At 63.9% G+C, this 19,521-nt stretch carries 17 protein-coding genes; 8 read left to right on the plus strand and 9 right to left on the minus strand.

Annotated features, from left to right (window positions below):
* Window positions 1-61: 61 nt before the first annotated feature.
* A complete protein-coding gene (locus CD04_RS0120745) occupies window positions 62-1,354 on the plus strand; it encodes a D-amino acid dehydrogenase (RefSeq protein WP_031410314.1) in 1,293 nt (430 codons plus the stop codon).
* A gap of 23 nt (window positions 1,355-1,377) precedes the next feature.
* Here the strand turns inward: CD04_RS0120745 and CD04_RS0120750 are convergent, their stop codons facing one another.
* Window positions 1,378-4,683, minus strand: a complete 3,306-nt coding sequence (locus tag CD04_RS0120750) for a DUF2126 domain-containing protein (protein ID WP_031410316.1) — start codon at window positions 4,681-4,683, stop codon at window positions 1,378-1,380.
* Between the two features lie 266 nt (window positions 4,684-4,949).
* On the opposite strand from CD04_RS0120750, the gene CD04_RS0120755 reads away from it, so the two are divergent.
* The 3 genes from CD04_RS0120755 (at window position 4,950) to CD04_RS0120765 (ending at window position 8,156) form a co-directional block, all read left to right on the plus strand.
* A complete protein-coding gene (locus CD04_RS0120755) occupies window positions 4,950-6,359 on the plus strand; it encodes a circularly permuted type 2 ATP-grasp protein (protein ID WP_051849485.1) in 1,410 nt (469 codons plus the stop codon).
* 23 nt (window positions 6,360-6,382) lie between these two features.
* The gene (locus CD04_RS0120760) at window positions 6,383-7,345 is read left to right on the plus strand and encodes an alpha-E domain-containing protein (protein ID WP_197033180.1); all 963 of its coding nucleotides are present in this window, start codon (window positions 6,383-6,385) and stop codon (window positions 7,343-7,345) included.
* A gap of 67 nt (window positions 7,346-7,412) precedes the next feature.
* Window positions 7,413-8,156 (plus strand): peptidase, encoded by a 744-nt coding sequence (locus CD04_RS0120765; protein ID WP_031410321.1) that lies wholly within the window; start codon window positions 7,413-7,415, stop codon window positions 8,154-8,156.
* 276 nt (window positions 8,157-8,432) lie between these two features.
* Here CD04_RS0120765 and cynS read toward each other — a convergent pair whose 3' ends face one another.
* The 8 genes from cynS to ureA form a co-directional block, all read right to left on the minus strand.
* Window positions 8,433-8,876, minus strand: a complete 444-nt coding sequence (cynS, locus tag CD04_RS0120770; RefSeq protein ID WP_031410323.1) for a cyanase — start codon at window positions 8,874-8,876, stop codon at window positions 8,433-8,435.
* Window positions 8,877-9,005: 129 nt separating this feature from the next.
* Window positions 9,006-9,395 (minus strand): sirohydrochlorin chelatase, encoded by a 390-nt coding sequence (locus CD04_RS0120775; protein ID WP_031410325.1) that lies wholly within the window; start codon window positions 9,393-9,395, stop codon window positions 9,006-9,008.
* 272 nt (window positions 9,396-9,667) lie between these two features.
* Window positions 9,668-10,345, minus strand: a complete 678-nt coding sequence (gene ureG, locus CD04_RS0120780; protein ID WP_031410327.1) for an urease accessory protein UreG — start codon at window positions 10,343-10,345, stop codon at window positions 9,668-9,670.
* Window positions 10,342-11,004 carry an urease accessory protein UreF gene (locus CD04_RS0120785; protein ID WP_051849540.1) on the minus strand — a complete coding sequence of 221 codons (663 nt, stop codon included), beginning with the start codon at window positions 11,002-11,004 and terminating at the stop codon, window positions 10,342-10,344. The genes ureG and CD04_RS0120785 overlap by 4 nt, the downstream gene beginning before the upstream one ends.
* 58 nt (window positions 11,005-11,062) lie before the next feature.
* Window positions 11,063-11,599 carry an urease accessory protein UreE gene (gene ureE / locus CD04_RS0120790; protein ID WP_031410331.1) on the minus strand — a complete coding sequence of 179 codons (537 nt, stop codon included), beginning with the start codon at window positions 11,597-11,599 and terminating at the stop codon, window positions 11,063-11,065.
* Between the two features lie 129 nt (window positions 11,600-11,728).
* Entirely contained in the window at window positions 11,729-13,468 is a 1,740-nt protein-coding gene (locus tag CD04_RS0120795; RefSeq protein WP_031410333.1) for an urease subunit alpha, read from the minus strand.
* A gap of 45 nt (window positions 13,469-13,513) precedes the next feature.
* Window positions 13,514-13,819, minus strand: a complete 306-nt coding sequence (locus CD04_RS0120800) for an urease subunit beta (protein ID WP_031410335.1) — start codon at window positions 13,817-13,819, stop codon at window positions 13,514-13,516.
* Between the two features lie 22 nt (window positions 13,820-13,841).
* Entirely contained in the window at window positions 13,842-14,144 is a 303-nt protein-coding gene (gene ureA, locus CD04_RS0120805; RefSeq protein WP_031410336.1) for an urease subunit gamma, read from the minus strand.
* A gap of 370 nt (window positions 14,145-14,514) precedes the next feature.
* On the opposite strand from ureA, the gene urtA reads away from it, so the two are divergent.
* The 4 genes from urtA to urtD all read left to right on the plus strand — a co-directional run bounded on the left by urtA (window position 14,515) and on the right by urtD (window position 19,512).
* A complete protein-coding gene (urtA, locus tag CD04_RS0120815; RefSeq protein WP_031410340.1) occupies window positions 14,515-15,756 on the plus strand; it encodes an urea ABC transporter substrate-binding protein in 1,242 nt (413 codons plus the stop codon).
* A gap of 68 nt (window positions 15,757-15,824) precedes the next feature.
* Window positions 15,825-17,462, plus strand: a complete 1,638-nt coding sequence (urtB, locus tag CD04_RS0120820; protein WP_081858116.1) for an urea ABC transporter permease subunit UrtB — start codon at window positions 15,825-15,827, stop codon at window positions 17,460-17,462.
* Window positions 17,463-17,522: 60 nt separating this feature from the next.
* Window positions 17,523-18,671: an urea ABC transporter permease subunit UrtC gene (gene urtC, locus CD04_RS0120825; RefSeq protein ID WP_031410343.1), complete on the plus strand. Its 1,149-nt coding sequence runs from the start codon at window positions 17,523-17,525 to the stop codon at window positions 18,669-18,671.
* Window positions 18,625-19,512 (plus strand): urea ABC transporter ATP-binding protein UrtD, encoded by an 888-nt coding sequence (gene urtD / locus CD04_RS0120830; RefSeq protein ID WP_081858117.1) that lies wholly within the window; start codon window positions 18,625-18,627, stop codon window positions 19,510-19,512. Before urtC ends, urtD begins: the two co-directional genes overlap by 47 nt.
* Window positions 19,513-19,521: the final 9 nt, after the last annotated feature.

Here is a 19,521-nt window from a genome sequence, read left to right on the forward strand (position 1 = left end):
TGAAAAACGTGCAAGGCTAATCGATATAGTTGCATTATCGTCGATTGATAAGGCCGTTGGCATGAAAGTCATTGTTCTTGGTGCGGGTGTGATCGGCACCACCACAGCGTATTACCTGGCACGGTCTGGGGCCGAGGTCACCGTCATCGACCGGCAGGCGGGTGCCGCCATGGAAACCAGCCAAGCCAATGCAGGGCAGATTTCGCCCGGTTACGCCACGCCCTGGGCCGCGCCGGGGATTCCCGTCAAAGCGCTGAAGTGGATGTTTCAGCGCCACGCGCCCCTGGCCGTGCGCCCTGATGCGAGTCTGTGGCAACTGCGTTGGATGGCTGCCATGCTGCGCAACTGCACGCCATCGCGTTATGCGGTCAACAAGGAACGCATGATGCGCGTGGCGGAATACAGTCGCGACTGCCTGCGGCAGCTTCGCGCTGATACGGGCATTGCTTATGAGCACCGCACGGGTGGAACGTTGCAGGTGTTTCGCAAACAGGCGCAGCTTGATGCCGTGCAGCGCGATATCGCTGTGCTTGAGGAATGCGGCGTGCCCTATGAGCTGCTTGACGGCGAGCAGCTCGCCCAAGTCGAGCCCGCCTTGGCTCAGGCGAGGGGCAGGCTTGTCGGAGGTTTGCGCCTGCCCAATGACGAGACGGGCGATTGCCAGCTGTTCACAACCGGCCTGAGCGAGCGCGCCCAATCGCTGGGCGCCGTGTTCCGGTTCCAACAGACGGTGGATGGCTTGCTCACCGATGGTCGCTCGATCACCGGCGTGCGTGTGGGCAACGCCGTGCTCAAGGCTGACCGCTACGTGCTTGCCATGGGCAGTTATTCAAGGGACTTTCTCCTTCCGTTGGGTCTCGATCTGCCCGTATACCCTGTCAAGGGGTATTCACTCACCGTGCCACTGATCGACGAAGCCCTTGCGCCGCGTTCCACAGTTCTGGATGAGACCTACAAAGTGGCCCTCACGCGTTTTGACCAGCGCATTCGTGTGGGCGGCATGGCCGAACTTGGCGGCTTTGACCTTCGCCTCAATCCCCGCCGGCGCGAAACGCTGGAGATGGTGACGCGCGACCTCTTCCCGGGTGGCGACCTGCCCGCGGCCACGTTCTGGACGGGCCTGCGGCCGATGACGCCGGACGGCACGCCGATCCTCGGACCCACGCGCCACGCCAACCTGTTTCTGAACACCGGGCATGGGACCTTGGGCTGGACCATGGCCTGCGGTTCTGCGCGGATCGTCACCGATCTGGTGCTGGGCCGCAAGCCCGATGTCAGCACAGCGGGCCTTGGCCTTGAGCGCTACGACGAGCGCCGTACCGACGCGCCGCGCCTGCGCCCAGCATCGGCCTGATGCGCGTGCCGGGCCGACGCAGTTCACGGGTTGTCGAAGCGAAGGTCCAGTGTGAGGGGGAAATCCGGGTTGAGCGGCTCGGCCTTGCAGACGATGGGACCGGGCGTGTGGCCATGCTCCCAGAAGCGGGCGCGCCGCCGCGCCTCGGCCTCGTTTGCATTTACCGGAAACGTGTCATAGCTGCGGCCTCCGGGGTGGCTGACATGGTAGGTGCAACCCCCGACGGCGCGTTCGTTCCATCGATCGACCAGGTCGAAAACCAGGGGGCCTTGCGCGCCGATTCCGGGATGAAGGGCTGAGTGGGGCGCCCAAGCCTTGAAGCGTACGCCGGCCACGAACTCGCCCGGGACGCCCGTGGGATGCAGCGGTAGCCAGCGCCGGTTGCATAGCACGGCATGGCGCGAGCCCGTCATGCCGCGTACGCGTACCTGCAGGCGCTCGACCGACGAGTCCACGTAGCGCGCGGTGCTGCCCTCGGCCATTTCCTCGCCCAGGACGTGCCAGGGCTCGATGGCCTGACGCAACTCGATTTCCACGCTGTCGTATGTCACGGTTCCGCAACGCGGAAAGCGAAACTCCATGAAGGGGGAAAACCAGCTGTCCTCAAACGCGTAGCCCGCGGCGCGCAAGTCGCGGCAGATGTCGCGCATGTCCAGATCGACGAAATGCGGAAGCATGAATCGGTCGTGTAGCGCCGTACCCCAGCGCACCAACTGGCCGCTGTCAGGATGGCGCCAGAACCGCGCCACGAGCGCGCGCAGCAGCAGCGCCTGGACCAGGCTCATGCGTGCGTGCGGTGGCATCTCGAACGCGCGAAGCTCAACCAGGCCGAGGCGCCCTGTGGGACCGTCGGGCGAGTACAGCTTGTCGATGCAGAACTCGGCACGGTGTGTGTTGCCCGTGAGATCCACCAGGTGGTTTCGCAGGAGCCGGTCCACAAGCCAGGGTTGCGCGCTGGTTTGCCCCGGCGGGGCTTTCTGGTCGAGTTGTTGAAAGGCGATGGTCAGCTCATACAGCGCGTCGTCGCGCGCCTCATCCACCCTTGGAGCCTGGCTGGTGGGCCCGATAAATGCGCCGGAAAACAAGTAGGAAAGCGCTGGATGGCGTTGCCAGTACGCGATCAGGCTCTTGAGCAGGTCGGGTCTGCGCAGAAACGGGCTATCAGCCGCAGTCGCCCCGCCGAGGGTGATGTGGTTGCCACCGCCAGTGCCCGCATGACGGCCATCGAGCATGAACTTTTCCGTGGCCAGGTGGCACGCGCGCGCCTCGGCGTACAACGTCTCGGTCCGCGCCTCGAGCGCATCCCAGTCCGGCGAGGGGTGGATGTTGACCTCAATGACGCCTGGATCGGGCGTCACGGAGAAGGTCTGCAGGCGTTCATCCCGCGGTGGGGTATAGCCCTCGATGCATACAGGCAGCTCAAGGGCCTGGGTTGTGTGCTCGATGGCGGCGATCAGCGCCAGCCATGACTCCAGGGTCGCGATCGGTGGGAGGAACACGTGCAACGTTCCCGAGCGCACTTGCAGGCATAGCGCGGTGTGGACAATCTCCGCGGGGCGGGATTTGCGCAGGATCACGTTCTTGCGCCCCGGCGCCGGAGCACGCGCAAGGCCGAGCGCGGCGTGAAAGTCGGCAAGGGCATGGCGCGGTGCAAAGGGGTCGGGCGGAAGTTGGAGGTCAAAGTCCTCAGGCGGTGCCCACGGCAAGCTCGCCAACGGCAGACGGTAGCCCAGTGGTGAGTCGCCTGGCACCAGCGTGAGGCGTTCGCCGCGTAGCGGCCAGCGGCTGGAATGCCAGTGGCCGTCCGCTTCTGCCTTGAGTGGAAGCACATAGCCCACAACCGCATTCAGGCCATGCGCCAACCGGGCGACGAGCTTGGCGCGGGAGTCGGCATCGCCGCTTGCGGCGATCAGTTCCTGGACGTTTTCGGGAAGGCGGCTTTCAGCCTGAGCTGCGTGCAAGGCGTCCTCGAAAGCGGGCATCAGGTAGCCGCCATTGAGCCCCAGCACTTCACACAGGCGCTTGCCGAACTGTGCCGCAGCGCTGGGATCGAGCGCCTTGGCGCCGGCTGCGGCCGGTCCCGCAAGCCATTGCGCGTCCCGCCACACGGGCTTGCCGTCGGTGCGCCAGTACGCCGTCATGGCCCAGCGCGGCAACGCCTCGCCTGGGTACCACTTGCCTTGGCCAAAGTGCAACAGCGCGCCGCTGGTGAATTGCGTTGACAGGCGGCGCAGCAGGGCACCGGCCATGCGCTCCTTGTCGGGGCCGAGTGCGGCGGTGTTCCATTGTGCCCCCTGCATGTCCAGCGCGGAAACGAAAGTGGGTTCGCCGCCTTGCGTCAGTCGAACGTCGCCCGCGCGCAGATCCGCGTCGATGCGGCGCCCCAGGGTGCGGATCGATTGCCATTGGGCTTCGGTATAGGGAAGGGTGACGCGGGGGTCCTCGAACACCCGCTGCACCGTCATGGTGAAGTCGAGGCGACTTTCGCAGGGGTCGGTCTTCCCAATAATGGGCGCAGCCGAGGACGGTTGGGCGCTTGCCGCCAACGGGATATGACCTTCTCCGGCGAACAGGCCGGATGTGGCGTCCAGTCCGATCCAGCCGGCTCCGGGCACATAAGCCTCGCACCAAGCGTGCAAGTCTGTGAAGTCGGCGCCAGGCCCGGCAGGTCCATCCAGCGGCTTGACGTCGGCCGTCAGCTGAATCAGATAGCCCGAGACAAAACGTGCGGCAAGGCCCAGGTTGCGCAGGATCTGCACGAGCAGCCAGGCGCTGTCGCGGCATGAGCCCGAAGCGTTACTCAGTGTGGCTTCGCAGCTTTGAATCCCGGGCTCCATGCGAATGAGGTAGGACACCGCGTGCTGCACGGCTTGGTTGGCGCGAACCAGGAGATCGGTGGTTGTGATGTGCGTGGGTAAGTCCGCCCGAAATGCATCCAGCCACGCCTGCTGTCGCGGCCCCACGGGGTCGCACTCCATAAATGGCGCGAGCTCGGTGCGCAATTCCTGCGGATAGGTGAAGGGAAATGGCTCGGCCCACGGTTCGACGAAAAAATCGAAGGGATTGATGACCGTCATGTCGGCCACCAGATCCACCGTCACTTCAAGTTCGCGCGTAGGCTCGGGAAAAGTCAGACGGGCGACGAAATTGCCGTAGGCATCCTGCTGCCAGTTGATGAAATGCCGGGCCGGTTTGGCCGTCAGGGAGTAGCTGAGGATCGGCGTGCGATTGTGTGTAGCAGGACGCAATCGCACCTCGTGTGGAGCAAGTTTCACCGGGCGGTCAAACCTGTAGCGGGTTTGGTGGTGAAGCGCAACGCGGATGGTCATGGCAAACCCAAGTGGACAGTCGTGCGCTTTATCCAGCAACCCTCGTGCCAAAGGTCTGGATGCCTTGCCGGATGCGGCACGCTTTGCGAATGGGGCGTTGGCTGGCATTGGTGTGCCGATTTGGTGCGCATGCGCCCGGTTGTGGTGCGTCGGCGGCATGACTTGCCCCGCGCTTGGATTTGCGCCCCATCGGCGTGCGGTGTTGAGGATGATTTCTGGCATGCGGCTTGCTGTGAAAGGGACCGAACCGTTCCGAGAGAAGCGACATGCAGGCCTATTCCGAGTGCGAGGGCTTTGGCAGCGAGAGCCGGCCAGCCTGGGCGCGTCTGACCACATGGATGCGCGAAACTGGCATGCCAGCGCTCGCGGCCAAGCAGGAAGAGGCACGGCTGGCGTTTTACCGCGAGGGCATCACCTTCGCCGTTTACGGCGAAGGTGGCGGTACCGAGCGCGCGATTCCCTTTGACATCCTGCCGCGCATCATCACGGCTGCCGAATGGGTCCATCTTCAGCGGGGCCTGGCGCAGCGGGTTCAAGCCCTGAACCTCTTCCTGGCCGACATCTATGGGCCGCAGCGCATCATCAAAGACAAGGTGATTCCGGCCCAGGGCATTCTGGACAACTCGCAATATCGCGCCGGAATGCAAGGGGTCAAGGTGCCGCGCGGCGTGTATGGCGCGATCTGCGGGATTGATCTGGTCCGTACCGCCGAGCAGGAGTTTTTCGTCTTGGAGGACAACCTGCGCGTGCCCTCCGGGGTGAGCTACATGCTCGAAAATCGCCGCATCCTCTCCTGGCTGGCTCCTGATCTGTTCGAGTTGCATCGTGTTGCGCCCATCGGCCATTACCCGGAGCTTCTCGACCTGACGTTGCGCGAACTGGCACCCAGTCACACGGACGACCCCACAGTGGTTGTGCTCACGCCGGGACCGTTCAACAGCGCATATTTCGAGCACGCCTTCCTGGCACAGAGCATTGGTGCCGAGCTGGTAGAGGGGCAGGATCTTTTCGTGGACGAGGGCTTTCTTTACATGAAGACGATTCGCGGCCCCCAGCGCGTGGACGTGATCTACCGGCGCATCGATGACGATTTCCTCGATCCCCGCGCTTTCCGCCCGGATTCCATGCTGGGCGTGCCCGGCCTGTTTGACGTGATCCGCGCAAAGCACGTCACCTTGGCCAACGCGGTTGGCACGGGCGTGGCCGACGATAAGTCCGTGTACCCCCATGTGCCAGCCATGATTCGCTACTACCTGAGCGAAGATGCCATCCTTCCCAATGTTCCGACCTTTACCCTGGGTGACACCAAGCAGTGCGGCCATGTACTGGCCAATCTGCATGAACTTGTCGTCAAGGAGGCTCAAGGCGCCGGCGGCTATGGCATGCTCATTGGTCCCAAGGCCAGCAAGAAGGAGCGCGAAGCGTTCGCCGAGCGGATCCGCGCCCACCCCGAAAAGTACATCGCCCAGCCAACCCTGGCGCTGTCGACCTGCCCGACGCTGGTGGACGAAGGCGTGGCGCCGCGTCACGTTGATCTGCGCCCCTACGTGCTGCAAGGCACGAGCATCCGCATGGTTCCCGGCGGACTGACACGCGTGGCTCTGGCGCAGGGATCCCTGGTGGTCAACAGCAGCCAGGGCGGTGGCACCAAGGATACCTGGGTGCTGCAGGAATGAGCGTTCGGTACAAGGAGCCCCCTATGCTTTGCCGCACTGCCTCCGATTTATTCTGGATGGGACGCGCCGTGGAGCGCGCTGAATCCATGGCCCGGCTTCTGGACCTGTCCCGACGGCTGGCCGCGCTGCCGGGCTCGCGAGGCGCCCAGGCGGGACATACCGTGTGGGCGCTGCCATTGCTGGCCACGGGATCCATTCCCCCGGGCATGGCCGGCGAGGACATGAAGCCGGCCGAGATGCTGTGGCGCTGCGTCCTCGACCGCGAGAATCCGTCCTCGGTCCTGGCTTGCGTGCAACTTGCGCGAGACGCGGCGCGCAACCAGCGCTCGGTGGTGCCCGCCGAGGTAGTGGCGCCCGTGCAGCTCATGCTGAGCAAAATGCGCAGCCTCAAGCGCCAGCATCTGGTCAACGGCGGATTGGGGCACGTGATCAGCGAAATCATGGCATTCTCCGATGCCTTTCGGGGTGTCACGTTCGCCACCATGCTGCGCAGCGAGCCTTGGCATTTTTTGCGCCTGGGCACTTTCCTCGAGCGTGCCGACGGCTCGGTGCGCATGTGGACGACCCAGGCCGATCCTGAGTTTTCCCTTGTACGGGATGGCCCCGACAGCCCACATGCCGCGTTTCATCGCGTCGCGATGCTGGAATCGGCCTCTGCGCTCATGCCACTGAGGCGCCTGCACGGCGAGCCCAACCGCAAGGGTGTGACCGACATGCTGCTGCGTCGACCGGATTTCCCACGCTCTGCGTCCTACTGTCTGATTGAGGCGCAAAAGGCTCTCGCATCGCTTCAGGTCAACCCCTCCGAGCCCACCTCGCGTCTGGTTGGCAAGGCCCTTGCCGGCGTGTCGTACCTGGAGCCCAAGGAAGATGCCGAAAGCATGTTTGCATTCGGCGCTGCTCGCCAGTTCGACATTTACGCCGCCGAGGCAGCGGTCGACGAGCGCTTTTTCGTTGCGAAAACCCCGCTGCGCCGCGCAGCCTGAGCCGCTCGGCATGCGTGGCTGGCGCCGGGCCACGTATGCTGCAGCACTCCAACCCACGATTCGACCCATGACTTATTGCTGCGCCGTCAAGCTCAATGCGGGCCTGGTCTTTGCCTCCGACAGTCGGACCCATGCGGGTGTCGACAATATCGGCCGCTTTAGCAAACTGCATGTGCTGGAGCAGCCCGGCGAACGCGTCATCACCATGCTGTCGGCCGGTAACCTGAGCGTCACCCAGGGAGCCATCGAACACCTGCACCGCGCGGTGCGCCAAGGCGATGTGCTGAACTGGACCAACGCTGCAAGCATGGCGGATGTGGCGATGCTCCTGGGCCAAGCCATGCGCCAAGTGCGCGAGCGTGACGAACCCTATCTGGCCAAGAGCGGCATTGACGCCAGCGCATCGTTTTTACTTGGCGGCCAAATCCAGGGCGAGCGCCCGCGCCTTTTTCTGGTGTACTCCGAAGGCAACGCGATTGAGGCAACCGCCGAGACCCCTTTCCTGCAGATTGGCGAGATCAAGTACGGCAAACCCATACTGGATCGCGTGATCCGCCCCGAGATTGGGCTCCTTGATGCGACCAAGTGCGTGCTGGTCAGCTTTGACTCGACCATGCGCAGCAACGTCAGCGTGGGCCTGCCGATCGATCTGCTGTTGCTGCCCATCAACCACTTGCGCGCTGACATGAAATTCCACATCGACGAGCAGGATGCCTACTGGCGAGAGCTCTCCGACCGCTGGGCGGTGGGTGTGCGGCGTGTTTTCGCCGAACTGCCGCCTCCCCAGTGGTATCCGGATACGCAACAGTGACAGCTCGGCCATGTCGACGTAGCTGATGAATCGTCCGCCCGCCTCGAGGATTGTCTTCTGCAACGCCAGCGCCTTGTTGAACACGAACCGGCGAAGCGGCGCATCTGGCGCTGCTGCTGGCCGCTTGGCCGAAGCTCGAACTTGAAGACCTGGAGTCGCTTTAGAGCTGGTTAAAGGTGCAGCACCTCGGCGACCACTTCAAGACCAATAGGGACGCCTGTGGCATCCGCGCTATCCCTCCTTGCCGTGAACGAGGGAGGTTTGCCGCGCAAATGATCAGTACGACTTGTAGGGGAGAAATTTGCCGCTCATGGTGATGTGCACGCGGTCGCCCTTGGGGTCAGGCTCGCGAGTCAGGTTCATCGTGAAGTCGATTGCACTCATGATGCCGTCGCCAAATTCCTCATGGATGAGTTCCTTGAAGGTGGTGCCATACACGCTGACGAGCTCATAGAAGCGGTAGATAAGCGGGTCCGAGGGCAGGCTCGTCGGTAATGAGCCCTTGTACGGCACCACTTGCAGCCATTGCACGGCATCGGCTGGCAAGTCGAACAGATTGCCCAGAATGCCGGCTTGCTCGGCACTGAAGGTCATTTGACCGAGGCAGCCGGCGGTTACCCATTCCTTGCTCAGCCCTACGGCCTTTGCCACGTCGGACCAGCTCAGGCCCTTGGCGATTTTCGCGGCAATAATGGCTTCGGTCACGTCATTGCGGGTCATAAGATCTCCTGCGTTGCATTGCGCCAGCACAGGGTTGTGCCGTTTGCGGACCCTACGGGCCATGCTGAACGTGCAGCAAGTTCCATGCCTTGCGTGGGGCCGCTGGACCGGGCACGGGCGATGCTGGCGTTACCCATCGCCGGCACATTGCTGTGCATAAGCGGCCAGCGCTTCGATGACATTGGGGCACTCGCCCGCCGCAGGAGCAACGCGCACGTGCATTTTGGGGTGGCGGGTTTGCACTTCCCGGACCGCCTGCGGAATGTCGCGTAGCAGGTGGCCGCCCGCACCCAGGAAGAGTGGGACGATATCCAGGCGGCGGCAGCCGCCAGCCCCCGCCGTGTCCAGCGCCGCGCGTAGCGTGGGTTGCATGAATTCAAGGTAGGCCAGCTCCACGCTCAGGTCTGGGCGCGCGCGGCGCAGGCTAGACAGCACAGCCTCAAAGGGACGCGCCCAATCCGGTTGGCGTGAGCCGTGGGCAAGAAGCAGGATGTGTGGCGGTATGGTGGTCTCGATCATGCGAGGCGCCGGCGCATCGTTGCGCTCGGCGGTGGTTGGTCAGGCTGAAGGCCGAATGGAGCGAGTGCGAGCATCATCATGGTCGACGGCATCGGGCGCGTCAACCCTACGCCGCAAACTGAAGATGACGCCAGCGTCCCCAGCGCGCCGGATTTGCCACGGCACACGGCGGGCAGCCACCCACCCCGGTTGCGCCCTACAGGTCATTGGTGCCTTGGCGTGAGCGTACTGCGTGTTCAGCATGGCCAGCAGATGGTCGCGCCCCGCGGTGATCAGGCGGGGTGCAGAAGACCCTTGGTTTCGATGAATCGCACCACCGTGTCGAGTCCGTCCAGGGTTTTGAGGTTCGTCATGGCGTAAGGTCGCAGGCCTTTGGGCCCGGTGCGCATGCGCTCGGTGTCAGCGCGCATGACGTCGAGGCTGGCTCCCACGTAAGGGGCGAGGTCAGTCTTGTTGATCACGAACAGGTCGCTCTTGGTGATGCCGGGGCCACCCTTGCGGGGGATCTTCTCACCGCCAGCCACATCGATGACGTAGATCGTCAAATCCGAAAGCTCGGGGCTGAAGGTGGCTGCGAGATTGTCGCCACCCGACTCGATGAACACGATGTCGGCGTCCGGGAACCGGTCCAGCATACGGTCCACCGCCTCGAGGTTGATGGACGCATCTTCGCGAATTGCCGTGTGCGGGCAGCCGCCCGTTTCGACCCCCATGATGCGCTCCGGCTCCAGAGCCCCTGCCGCGGTGAGCAGCCGCTGGTCCTCCTTGGTGTAGATGTCGTTGGTCACGACCACGATGTCGTAGTTCCCGCGCATCGCTTTGCACAGCATTTCGAGCAGGGTTGTCTTGCCCGAGCCTACCGGGCCGCCGATGCCCACGCGCAGCGGTGGCAGCTGCTTGCTGCGGTTGGGGATGTCGTGCAAAGCGGATGGGGAGTTGATGGGGTTCATGATCGGAACAGCCGTGAGTACTGGGTTTCGTGACGGGAGCTGAGGATGGCGAGCATGCAGGCGAAGCTCTGCCAGTCCTCCATGCGATTCTGCAGGCCTCGCGCCTGAGCGACGGCGGCGGGAATGTCGGGGACGAGCGCTGCAAGCAGCCGTTGGCTGCTGCTCTGGCCGAGGGGGACGACACGCATCGCGGCTTGCACCTGGTTCTCCAGCCAGGAGAAGGCCAGCGCATGCGCGCTGTGTTCGGCGTCCAGCCCCAGCGCCAAGGCGCCGAGGGCGAACGCCAAGGGCCAGGCCGGGGCAGGCAACAGTTGCGCGGCAAGTGCCAGTCCCGGGTGCGCGGGTTGCAGGTTGCGCAGCCACTCCAGCATTGAACGACCCATCTGCAGGGTCTGCTGGCGCAGCTCGGACGTTTCGCGCGTGCTGAGCACCCAAGTCTGGATCGCTTGCAACGCGGCAGCATCGGCGGCCTGCCACGCGGCGTGCGCGGCGCAGGCCGCCGGCAGCTCGCTTCGGGCCAGGGTGAGCTGCAACTGTCCGCGCAGCCAGGTAAGGGTTTGCGCCTCGTCGGCAACCAGCCCAGCGTCTACCGCCGCTTCCACACCTTCGGAATAGCTGAATCCGCCCACCGGTAAGGCGGGCGACGCCAGCCACATCATGTGCAGCAGCGCGAACTCCCTTGACGAGGTCTGCCAGGCTGAGGCCACCGTCGTGGCCTCAGCGTTCAGGGCCATGTTCGTGGCCGTGACCGGCGTGGGTGTGAGGCTTGCCGTGCCCATGGCCATGCGGATGGCCTTGGACGTCGCCATAGGCGCCCGCTTCAGGCTCGAACGCTGCTTGGGCCTCGATGACGATCAGGTGCATGCGCCGCAGCATGTCGGCCAGCACGGGGTCGGGCTCGAACTGCAGCCTATCGGCTTGAACCTCGAGTTGCACATGGCGATTGCCCAGGTGATACGCGGCACGCAGCAAATCCGTCGGCGTGCCGTGCTCGGCGCAGGCGCTCACCTGCAGCACAGTCTGCGGTGCGGCCTCCACGCGGATCAGCGAGCCATCCTCCGCCACCAGCACGTCGCCGCCGCGCAGCACGCTGCCTCGCGGCAGAAACACGGCAATGTGGCGCCCCGCGCTGTCGTGCGCGTCGAAGCGGCTTTTGCTGCGCGTGTCCCAGTCCAGGGCAAGGCTGCTGGCACGTCTCGTCAGCGCGGTGGCCAGACCGCGCCCTTGTCGGATGAATTTATTGACGGTCAGCATCCAGGCATCCTTGTTCTTGCGCGCAGGGCGCCGCGCGTGCCCACCGGCCCTCGAAATGCCTCGGTGACCCGATCCTGAAGCGAAACCGCGGAATCATGTTGGTGTCCTTCGGGTCGGGGTGCGCCGGATTCAGAACAGGAAATAGCGTTGCGCCATCGGCAGAACGCTGGCTGGCTCGCAGGTCAAGAGCTGACCGTCGGCGCGCACCTCGTAGGTCTGGGCATCGACTTGCATGCGCGGCGTGTACGCGTTGTGCACGAGATCGGCCTTCTTCACGCTGCGGCAGTTGCGCACGGCCGCGAGCGTCTTGCGCAGGCCCAAACGCGCGCCGATGCCCAGGCCCAGCGCCTGCTGCGAGACGAAGGTCAGCGACGTGGCGAGCCGCGCGCCGCCAAAGGCGCCGAACATAGGCCGGGTGTGCACCGGCTGCGGCGTGGGAATGGAGGCGTTGGCGTCGCCCATCAGCGCGGCGGCGATGAAGCCGCCCTTGACCACGACGCTCGGCTTGATGCCGAAAAAAGCCGGGCGCCACAGCACCAGATCAGCCCATCTGCCTACCTCCACAGAACCCACTTCATGCGCCATGCCGTGTGCCAGCGCGGGGTTGATGGTGTATTTGGCGACATAGCGCTTGGCGCGGAAATTGTCATTGCGGGTTTCGCCCTGCGCCGCGCCGGCCTGGGGCGGTGCCAGCCAGCCGCGCTGCATCTTCATCTTGTGCGCGGTCTGCCAGGTACGCAGGATGACTTCGCCCACGCGCCCCATGGCCTGACTGTCGCTGGACATGATGCTGATGGCACCGAGGTCGTGCAGCACGTCCTCGGCGGCGATGGTTTCGCGGCGGATGCGGCTTTCGGCGAAGGCCAGATCTTCGGCGATGTTGGGATCGAGGTGGTGGCACACCATGAGCATGTCGAGATGCTCGTCGATGGTGTTGACAGTGAACGGCCGGGTGGGGTTGGTGGACGAGGGGAGGACATTGGCTTCGCCGAGCACCTTCAGAATGTCCGGTGCGTGCCCGCCGCCGGCACCTTCGGTGTGGAAAGTGTGAATGGTGCGACCCTTGAACGCGGCGATAGTGTCCTCGACGAAACCCGACTCGTTGAGCGTGTCCGTGTGGATGGCGACCTGGGTGTCGCTCGCCTCGGCCACCGACAGACAGCAGTCGATCGCCGCGGGCGTGGTGCCCCAGTCCTCATGCAGCTTCAGCCCGATGGCACCGGCATCGATCTGTTCGCGCAGCGCGTCCGGGCGACTGGCGTTACCTTTGCCAAAGAAACCCAGGTTCATGGGGAAGGCCTCGGCCGCCTGCAGCATGCGCGCGAGGTTTTCCGGCCCCGGCGTGCACGTCGTGGCATTGGTCCCGGTGGCCGGTCCTGTGCCGCCTCCGAGCATGGTGGTGACGCCGCTCATCAGCGCTTCCTCGATCTGTTGCGGGCAGATGAAGTGGATGTGACTGTCGATGCCGCCGGCGGTGAGGATCATCCCTTCGCCAGCGAGGATTTCCGTGCCCGGACCAATGACGATGTCCACGCCCGGCTGCACGTCGGGATTGCCGGCCTTGCCGATGGCGGCAATGCGCTGCCCGCGGATGCCCACGTCCGCCTTGACGATGCCCCAGTGGTCGAGGATGAGCGCGTTGGTGATGACCATGTCCATTGCGCCCTCGGCGCGTGTGGCTTGGCCTTGGCCCATGCCGTCGCGGATGGTCTTGCCGCCACCGAACTTCACCTCTTCGCCGTAGCCGCCGGCGCGCAGGGTGTAGTCGTCCTCGACTTCGATCAGAAGTTCGGTGTCGGCCAGTCGCACACGATCGCCGATGGTGGGGCCGAACATGTCCGCATAGGCGCGGCGGGAGAGGGTGGGCATGGGTGTCGGTCCTCGAAGGGTTGCGCGGGGTGATGAGCGCCAGAGTCAGAGTTTGCCCATCACGGCTTGCCGGAATCCCACCACGGCGCGCGCGCCGGCATAGGCCACCAGGGCTACCGTGCGCTGCTGCCCCGGCTCGAAGCGCACCGCAGTTCCGGAGGGAATGTTCAGCCGCATGCCCCGAGCCGCTGCCCGGTCGAAGCGCAGCGCAGGATTGGTTTCCGCGAAGTGGTAGTGCGAGCCAACCTGAATCGGGCGGTCGCCCGCGTTTTCGACAACCATCGTGAGGGTGGTGCGACCCGGATTGAGCTCCAGGTCACCATCGGCGCAGAGGATTTCTCCAGGAATCATGTGCATGCTCCGGGATGGGGCGTCATAGGACAGGCTGGTGCACGGTCACCAATTTGGTGCCGTCCGGAAAGGTGGCTTCCACCTGGATGTCGGCAATGAGCTCCGCCACTCCGTCCATCACGTCGTCCCGGGTGAGCAGGGTGCGGCCAAAGCTCATCAGTTCGGCGACCGTGCGGCCGTCGCGGGCACCCTCCAGGATGGCTGCGCTGATGTAGGCCGTGGCCTCCGGCACGTTGAGCTTGACTCCGCGCGCCTTGCGGCGCTCGGCAAGCAGCGCAGCGGTGAAGATCAACAGCTTGTCTTTTTCACGGGGGGTAAGGTCCATGGCTCGAAAGGTTCTGGGCAATGTTCGCAAGCTTAGCCCTTGCGCGCCGCAGTGCCCGGGCAACGCTTGCGCCGTGGACCCGCAAGAACCATACCTGTGCGTGGCAGCCCGCGCGTGGTGCGTTGCAAGGCGACCGGGTGAATGGCGCGTCATGGTTGTGCGTGCGGGCTTGCGTGCGCGCAGGCGCTTTTGGAGGGCACACCAGCATGGCATCAAGGCCAGGCGCGCATTGGCTGAACAAGGCGCGAGCCTTGGTGCCAGCGATCGGGCTTTCGTTGCGGCTGAGCCGCGTTGAAGGGGCGTGCGAGACGTGGCACAGGACTTGCTGATGATGACGTGGCAATTCGCACAACCTTGGAGGGATACCTAGATGGATCGTCGAACCGCATTAAAAACAGTGGGCGCCACAGTCGCCGCCGCTGCCGCGAGCAGCCTGCCTTTCCCGGCCATCGCGGCGAAGAAATCGCCCATCAAGGTCGGCATCCTGCACTCGCTCTCGGGCACGATGGCCATCTCCGAGACAGCGCTCAAGGATGTGGACCTGATGACCATCGCTGAGATTAACGCCGCCGGCGGCGTGGACGGCCACATGATCGAGCCCGTGGTCGTCGACCCGGCGTCGAACTGGCCGCTGTTTGCCGAGAAGGCGCGGCAGCTGATTTCGCAGGACAAGGTGGCAGCGATCTTTGGCTGCTGGACTTCCGTGTCGCGAAAGTCGGTGCTGCCGGTTCTCGATGAGCTCAACGGCTTGCTTTTCTACCCGGTGCAGTTCGAAGGCCAGGAGGAGAACAAGCACGTGGTGTACACCGGCGCCGCGCCCAACCAGCAGGCCATCCCGGCGACCGAATACCTGATGAGCAAGGACGGCGGCGGCGCCAAGCGATTCTTCCTGCTCGGCACCGACTACGTCTATCCACGCACCACAAACGCCATTCTGCGGGGCTTTCTGCACTCCAAGGGTGTCAAGGATGCGGACATCGCCGAGGTCTACACGCCCTTCGGCTTCGCGAATTACCAGACGATCGTCGCCGACATCAAGAAGTTTGCCTCGGCGGGCCCGACTTGCGTCATCTCGACCATCAATGGCGACTCCAACGTGCCCTTCTACAAGGAGCTTGGCAACCAGGGCATCAAGGCGACGGACATCCCGGTGGTCGCGTTCTCGGTTGCCGAGCAGGAAATCGCTGGCATGGACGCCAAACCCCTGGTCGGTCAACTCACCGCGTGGAATTACTTCGAGTCGCTGAAGAATCCTGGCAACGCGAAGTTCGTCAAGTCGTGGGACCACTGGGTCAAAACGAAGGGACTGAAGGATTATCCCGTCACTGACGACCCGATGGAGGCCTCCTACATTGGCATTCATATGTGGAAGCAGGCGGTGGAGAAGGCCAAGTCCACAAAGGTTGATGAAGTGCGCAAGGCGCTGGTCGGTCAAAAGTTCGCCGCACCGGACGGTTACACGGTGGAGTTGCTGCCCAACCAGTATCTGAGCAAGCCGGTCTTCATCGGCCAGCTCCGCGCTGACGGGCAGTTCGACGTGGTGTGGAAGTCCAAGGGTCTGGTTCCCGGCGAGTCCTGGAGCCCCTACATTCCCAAGCCGAAAAACGCCTGAGTCCATACCCAAGCGGGCCGCGTCGTTCCCGCGACGGCCCGCGCTCCCACCTTTTCACACTCGACATCATGCGATGCTCAGACCTGACCACGTGGCGGCCGCTCAGCGGCCTGCGCATTGCCTTTGGCGTGGTGCTGGTCGCGTTGCTGGCGGCGCTCCCGGTGGCGCGGGCGCTCACCCCGCAGGAGGCTCTGGCGCTGTCGAGTGGCGACACCGACGCGCGCATCGCGGCATTGCACAAGGCGGCTGCGCAGCCCGATGCGCAGCTTGCCGCATTTCTCGCCGATCTCCTGAACAATCGCGTGCAGGTCGACGGCACCATGGTGCAGGTGCAAAGGGGCGAGGCATGGGTGAACCTGGCGACCGGGAAAGTGGTGACGCCGAGCGACAACGCGCAGGGAGTGATCAACAACAACTATGTGCGCAAGGAGTTGCAGTCGGCGCGTGCTGCGCTCGACTTGTTCGCACCCGAACGCGAGCAGCGGATCAAGGCGGTGCGGCAGTTGCAGGACGACCCCACATCGGTCGACCGTACTCTGGTCGAAGAGGCGCTGAAGACGGAGAAGGACCCCGAGATCCTGGAGCGCCTGCAGTTGCTGCGAGCGGCCATTATCTTGACCAGCAAGAATGCGGGCGAGCGCCTTGCCGCCGCTGAAGATCTGGCTGCGAGCAACTATCCGGCGGTGCGCACGTTGTTGCTCGCGCGTCTGGGCACGAGCGACGGGCAATTCGTCGAGCCGGACCCGAAGGTGCGTGCGCAAATCCAAAAGAGTCTCGACTTGATTAACGAGCGCCTGGCCTGGGGGGGGCGCTTGGGCACGCTGTTCTCAGGCATCAGCCTGGGCAGCATCCTGCTGCTGGCGGCGCTCGGCTTGGCCGTGACCTACGGCCTCATGGGTGTGATCAATATGGCGCAGGGCGAATTCATCATGCTGGGTGCCTATGCCACATATGTCATGCAAGGGCTGTTCGAGCGCTATGCGCCAGGGGCGCTTCACTATTCGCTGATCGCCGCAGTGCCGTTCTCGTTCATCGTTGCCGGCGCAATGGGCATGCTGGTCGAGCGCACGATCATTCGTCGCCTTTACGGCCGTCCGCTTGAAACATTGCTCGCGACGTGGGGTATCAGCCTGGTGCTGATCCAGGCTGTGCGCAGCCTGTTCGGCCCCCAGAATGTGCAGGTCGACAACCCGCCGTGGATGTCAGGCGGGCTGCACGTGGTGGCCAACCTGATGTTGCCCTACAACCGCATGGTGATCATCGCTTTCACCGTGCTGGTGTTGCTGGCCATGTGGTTGCTGATCGCGCGGACCCGGCTGGGCCTGTTCGTGCGTGCCGTCACGCAAAACCGTGCAATGGCGTCCTGCGTGGGCGTGCGAACGGCGCGGGTCGACATGCTGGCGTTCGGGTTGGGCACCGGCATCGCCGGACTCGCCGGTTGTGCGCTGACCCAGATCGGGAACGTCGGCCCCGAGATGGGGACGAACTACATCGTGGACTGTTTCATGGTTGTCGTGCTGGGCGGCGTGGGGCAACTCACCGGGACCGTGGCAGCGGCCGTCGGGTTGGGCGTCGTCAATACCCTGCTCGAAGGCGTGGCCGGTGCGGTGCTGGCGAAGATCGCGGTTCTCATCGCCATCATTCTCTTCATCCAGAAGCGCCCGCAGGGCATGTTTGCCCTCAAGGGCCGCAGCGTGGAAAGCTGATATGCGAGGAAAAGCTCCAGTCGCCGCGCTTGTGCGCGGATCCAGCGAAAGGTCGACACGATGAGTGCAGTGCCTACCCATAACCCGTTGTTGGCTTCCAGTGCGCGCTCCTTGGCGCCGCGCGTGCAACTCCAGACGCCAGCAAGCTTTCTTCCTGCATGGGGCTGGGCGGTGCTCGTGGTCTTTGTGCTCTTGACGTGCGTGGCGACGCCGCTTCTTAGCCTGGCGGTACCACAGGGCAGCGCCATGCACCTGTCGCAGTACTGGGTGGGCTTAGCCGGAAAGATTCTCTGCTACGCCATGGTTGCGCTTGCCATGGACCTGGTGTGGGGCTATGCGGGCATTCTCTCGCTTGGCCATGGCCTTTTCTTCGCGCTGGGTGGCTACGCGATGGGGATGTATCTCAACTGGGCCATGAACGCAGCCAGCGGCAACTTGCCCGACTTCATGCAGTTCATGCAGTGGACGCATTTTCCCTGGTACTGGGTGGGCACCGAGCATTTCGCCTATGCCCTCTTTCTCGCTCTCGCAGCTCCGGGCCTGCTCGCCTTCGTGTTCGGCTTCTTCGCCTTTCGTTCACGCATCAAGGGCGTGTACTTTTCCATCATCACCCAGGCGCTGACCTATGCGGCGATGCTGTTGTTCTTCCGCAATGAGACAGGCTTCGGGGGCAACAACGGGCTGACGGATTTCAAGGTGCTTCTCGGCTTTCCAATGGGGACTTCCGGGATGACCGTTTCGCTGTTCGTTGCCAGCAGCCTGACGCTCGCTGCGATGTTCCTGTTCGCGCGTTGGCTGGTGCGCAGCAAATTTGGCCGGGTGCTCACGGCGATCCGTGATGCAGAGAGCCGCGTCATGTTTTGCGGCTATAACCCGCAGTGGTTCAAGCTCGGGGTCTGGACCGTCTCCGCCATGATGTGCGGCATTGCAGGCGCACTGTACGCGCCCCAAGTGGGCATCATCAATCCGAGCGAGATGTCGACCGCAAACTCGATTGAAATTGCCATATGGACGGCCATCGGCGGCCGCGGCACGCTCATCGGCCCCATCATCGGCGCCGTGCTGGTGAATGCCGCAAAGAGCTGGCTGACCGTGGCAATTCCCGAGGCTTGGCTTTACCTGCTCGGCGCCATGTTCATCGTCGTCACGCTTTTTGCGCCCTATGGCATCGTCGGTGTTTGGAAGCAATGGAGGCGACGCCGTGGTTAATCTGGACTGGCGGGAGATCGTGTTCCAGGAGCCCGGTCCGGAACTTGGCGGAGACGCCCAACCCGGCTATGGCCATATGCGCACGGCGGGGCTGGACACGAGCCATGGTGTCGTGCTCTATCTTGAAGACATCAGCGTGAGCTTTGACGGATTCCGCGCATTGAACCGTCTTTCGCTCGCCATCGATACCGGCGAGCTGCGTTGCATCATCGGACCCAATGGGGCGGGCAAGACGACGATGATGGACGTAATCACCGGGAAGACGCGTCCCAACTCTGGCGAAGCCTGGTTTGGCCAGACCATCGATCTGCTCGCTCTCCGCGAGGCCCAAATCGTCGACGCCGGCATCGGCCGCAAGTTTCAGAAGCCCACCGTGTTCGAGGAACTCAGTGTGCAGGACAACCTGGAGCTCGCCCTCAAGGCCGACAAACGTGCGCGCAAGGCCCTGAGCTTTCGCCTCACTGCTGCGCAGCGGGAGCAAATCGAGAGCGTGCTGCTGCAGATTCGTCTGGAGGACCAGGCTGCACGCCGCGCTGGCGATTTGTCGCACGGTCAGAAGCAGTGGCTGGAAATTGGCATGTTGCTCATGCTCGACCCCAAGCTGCTGCTTCTGGATGAACCAGTCGCAGGCATGACCGACGCCGAGACGGACCGCACCGCCGAGTTGTTCGCCTCGCTGGCCGGAAAGCACACCTTGGTGGTGGTCGAGCACGACATGGAGTTTGTGCGCAAGATCGCGCACAAGGTGACGGTTCTGCATGAGGGCAGCGTTCTGGCCGAAGGCAGCCTCGAGCAAGTGCAGGCTGACGAGCGCGTGGTCGAGGTCTACCTCGGTCGCTGAGATGGATAC

The organism is Thiomonas sp. FB-Cd, from assembly GCF_000733775.1.
Taxonomy (GTDB): Bacteria; Pseudomonadota; Gammaproteobacteria; order Burkholderiales; family Burkholderiaceae_C; genus Thiomonas_A.

Bases quoted from the DNA above. Each gene is read 5' to 3' on its own strand.
- ureA (WP_031410336.1), bottom strand. From the start codon at position 14,144: ATGGACCTTACCCCCCGTGAAAAAGACAAGCTGTTGATCTTCACCGCT.
- CD04_RS0120765 (WP_031410321.1), top strand. From the start codon at position 7,413: ATGACTTATTGCTGCGCCGTCAAGCTCAATGCGGGCCTGGTCTTTGCC.
- CD04_RS0120760 (WP_197033180.1), top strand. From the start codon at position 6,383: ATGCTTTGCCGCACTGCCTCCGATTTATTCTGGATGGGACGCGCCGTG.
- ureE (WP_031410331.1), bottom strand. From the start codon at position 11,599: ATGCTGACCGTCAATAAATTCATCCGACAAGGGCGCGGTCTGGCCACC.
- ureG (WP_031410327.1), bottom strand. From the start codon at position 10,345: ATGAACCCCATCAACTCCCCATCCGCTTTGCACGACATCCCCAACCGC.
- CD04_RS0120775 (WP_031410325.1), bottom strand. From the start codon at position 9,395: ATGATCGAGACCACCATACCGCCACACATCCTGCTTCTTGCCCACGGC.
- urtA (WP_031410340.1), top strand. From the start codon at position 14,515: ATGGATCGTCGAACCGCATTAAAAACAGTGGGCGCCACAGTCGCCGCC.
- urtD (WP_081858117.1), top strand. From the start codon at position 18,625: ATGGCATCGTCGGTGTTTGGAAGCAATGGAGGCGACGCCGTGGTTAAT.
- CD04_RS0120745 (WP_031410314.1), top strand. From the start codon at position 62: ATGAAAGTCATTGTTCTTGGTGCGGGTGTGATCGGCACCACCACAGCG.
- CD04_RS0120750 (WP_031410316.1), bottom strand. From the start codon at position 4,683: ATGACCATCCGCGTTGCGCTTCACCACCAAACCCGCTACAGGTTTGAC.
- urtB (WP_081858116.1), top strand. From the start codon at position 15,825: ATGCGATGCTCAGACCTGACCACGTGGCGGCCGCTCAGCGGCCTGCGC.
- urtC (WP_031410343.1), top strand. From the start codon at position 17,523: ATGAGTGCAGTGCCTACCCATAACCCGTTGTTGGCTTCCAGTGCGCGC.
- CD04_RS0120785 (WP_051849540.1), bottom strand. From the start codon at position 11,004: ATGATGTGGCTGGCGTCGCCCGCCTTACCGGTGGGCGGATTCAGCTAT.
- CD04_RS0120795 (WP_031410333.1), bottom strand. From the start codon at position 13,468: ATGCCCACCCTCTCCCGCCGCGCCTATGCGGACATGTTCGGCCCCACC.
- CD04_RS0120800 (WP_031410335.1), bottom strand. From the start codon at position 13,819: ATGATTCCTGGAGAAATCCTCTGCGCCGATGGTGACCTGGAGCTCAAT.
- cynS (WP_031410323.1), bottom strand. From the start codon at position 8,876: ATGACCCGCAATGACGTGACCGAAGCCATTATTGCCGCGAAAATCGCC.
- CD04_RS0120755 (WP_051849485.1), top strand. From the start codon at position 4,950: ATGCAGGCCTATTCCGAGTGCGAGGGCTTTGGCAGCGAGAGCCGGCCA.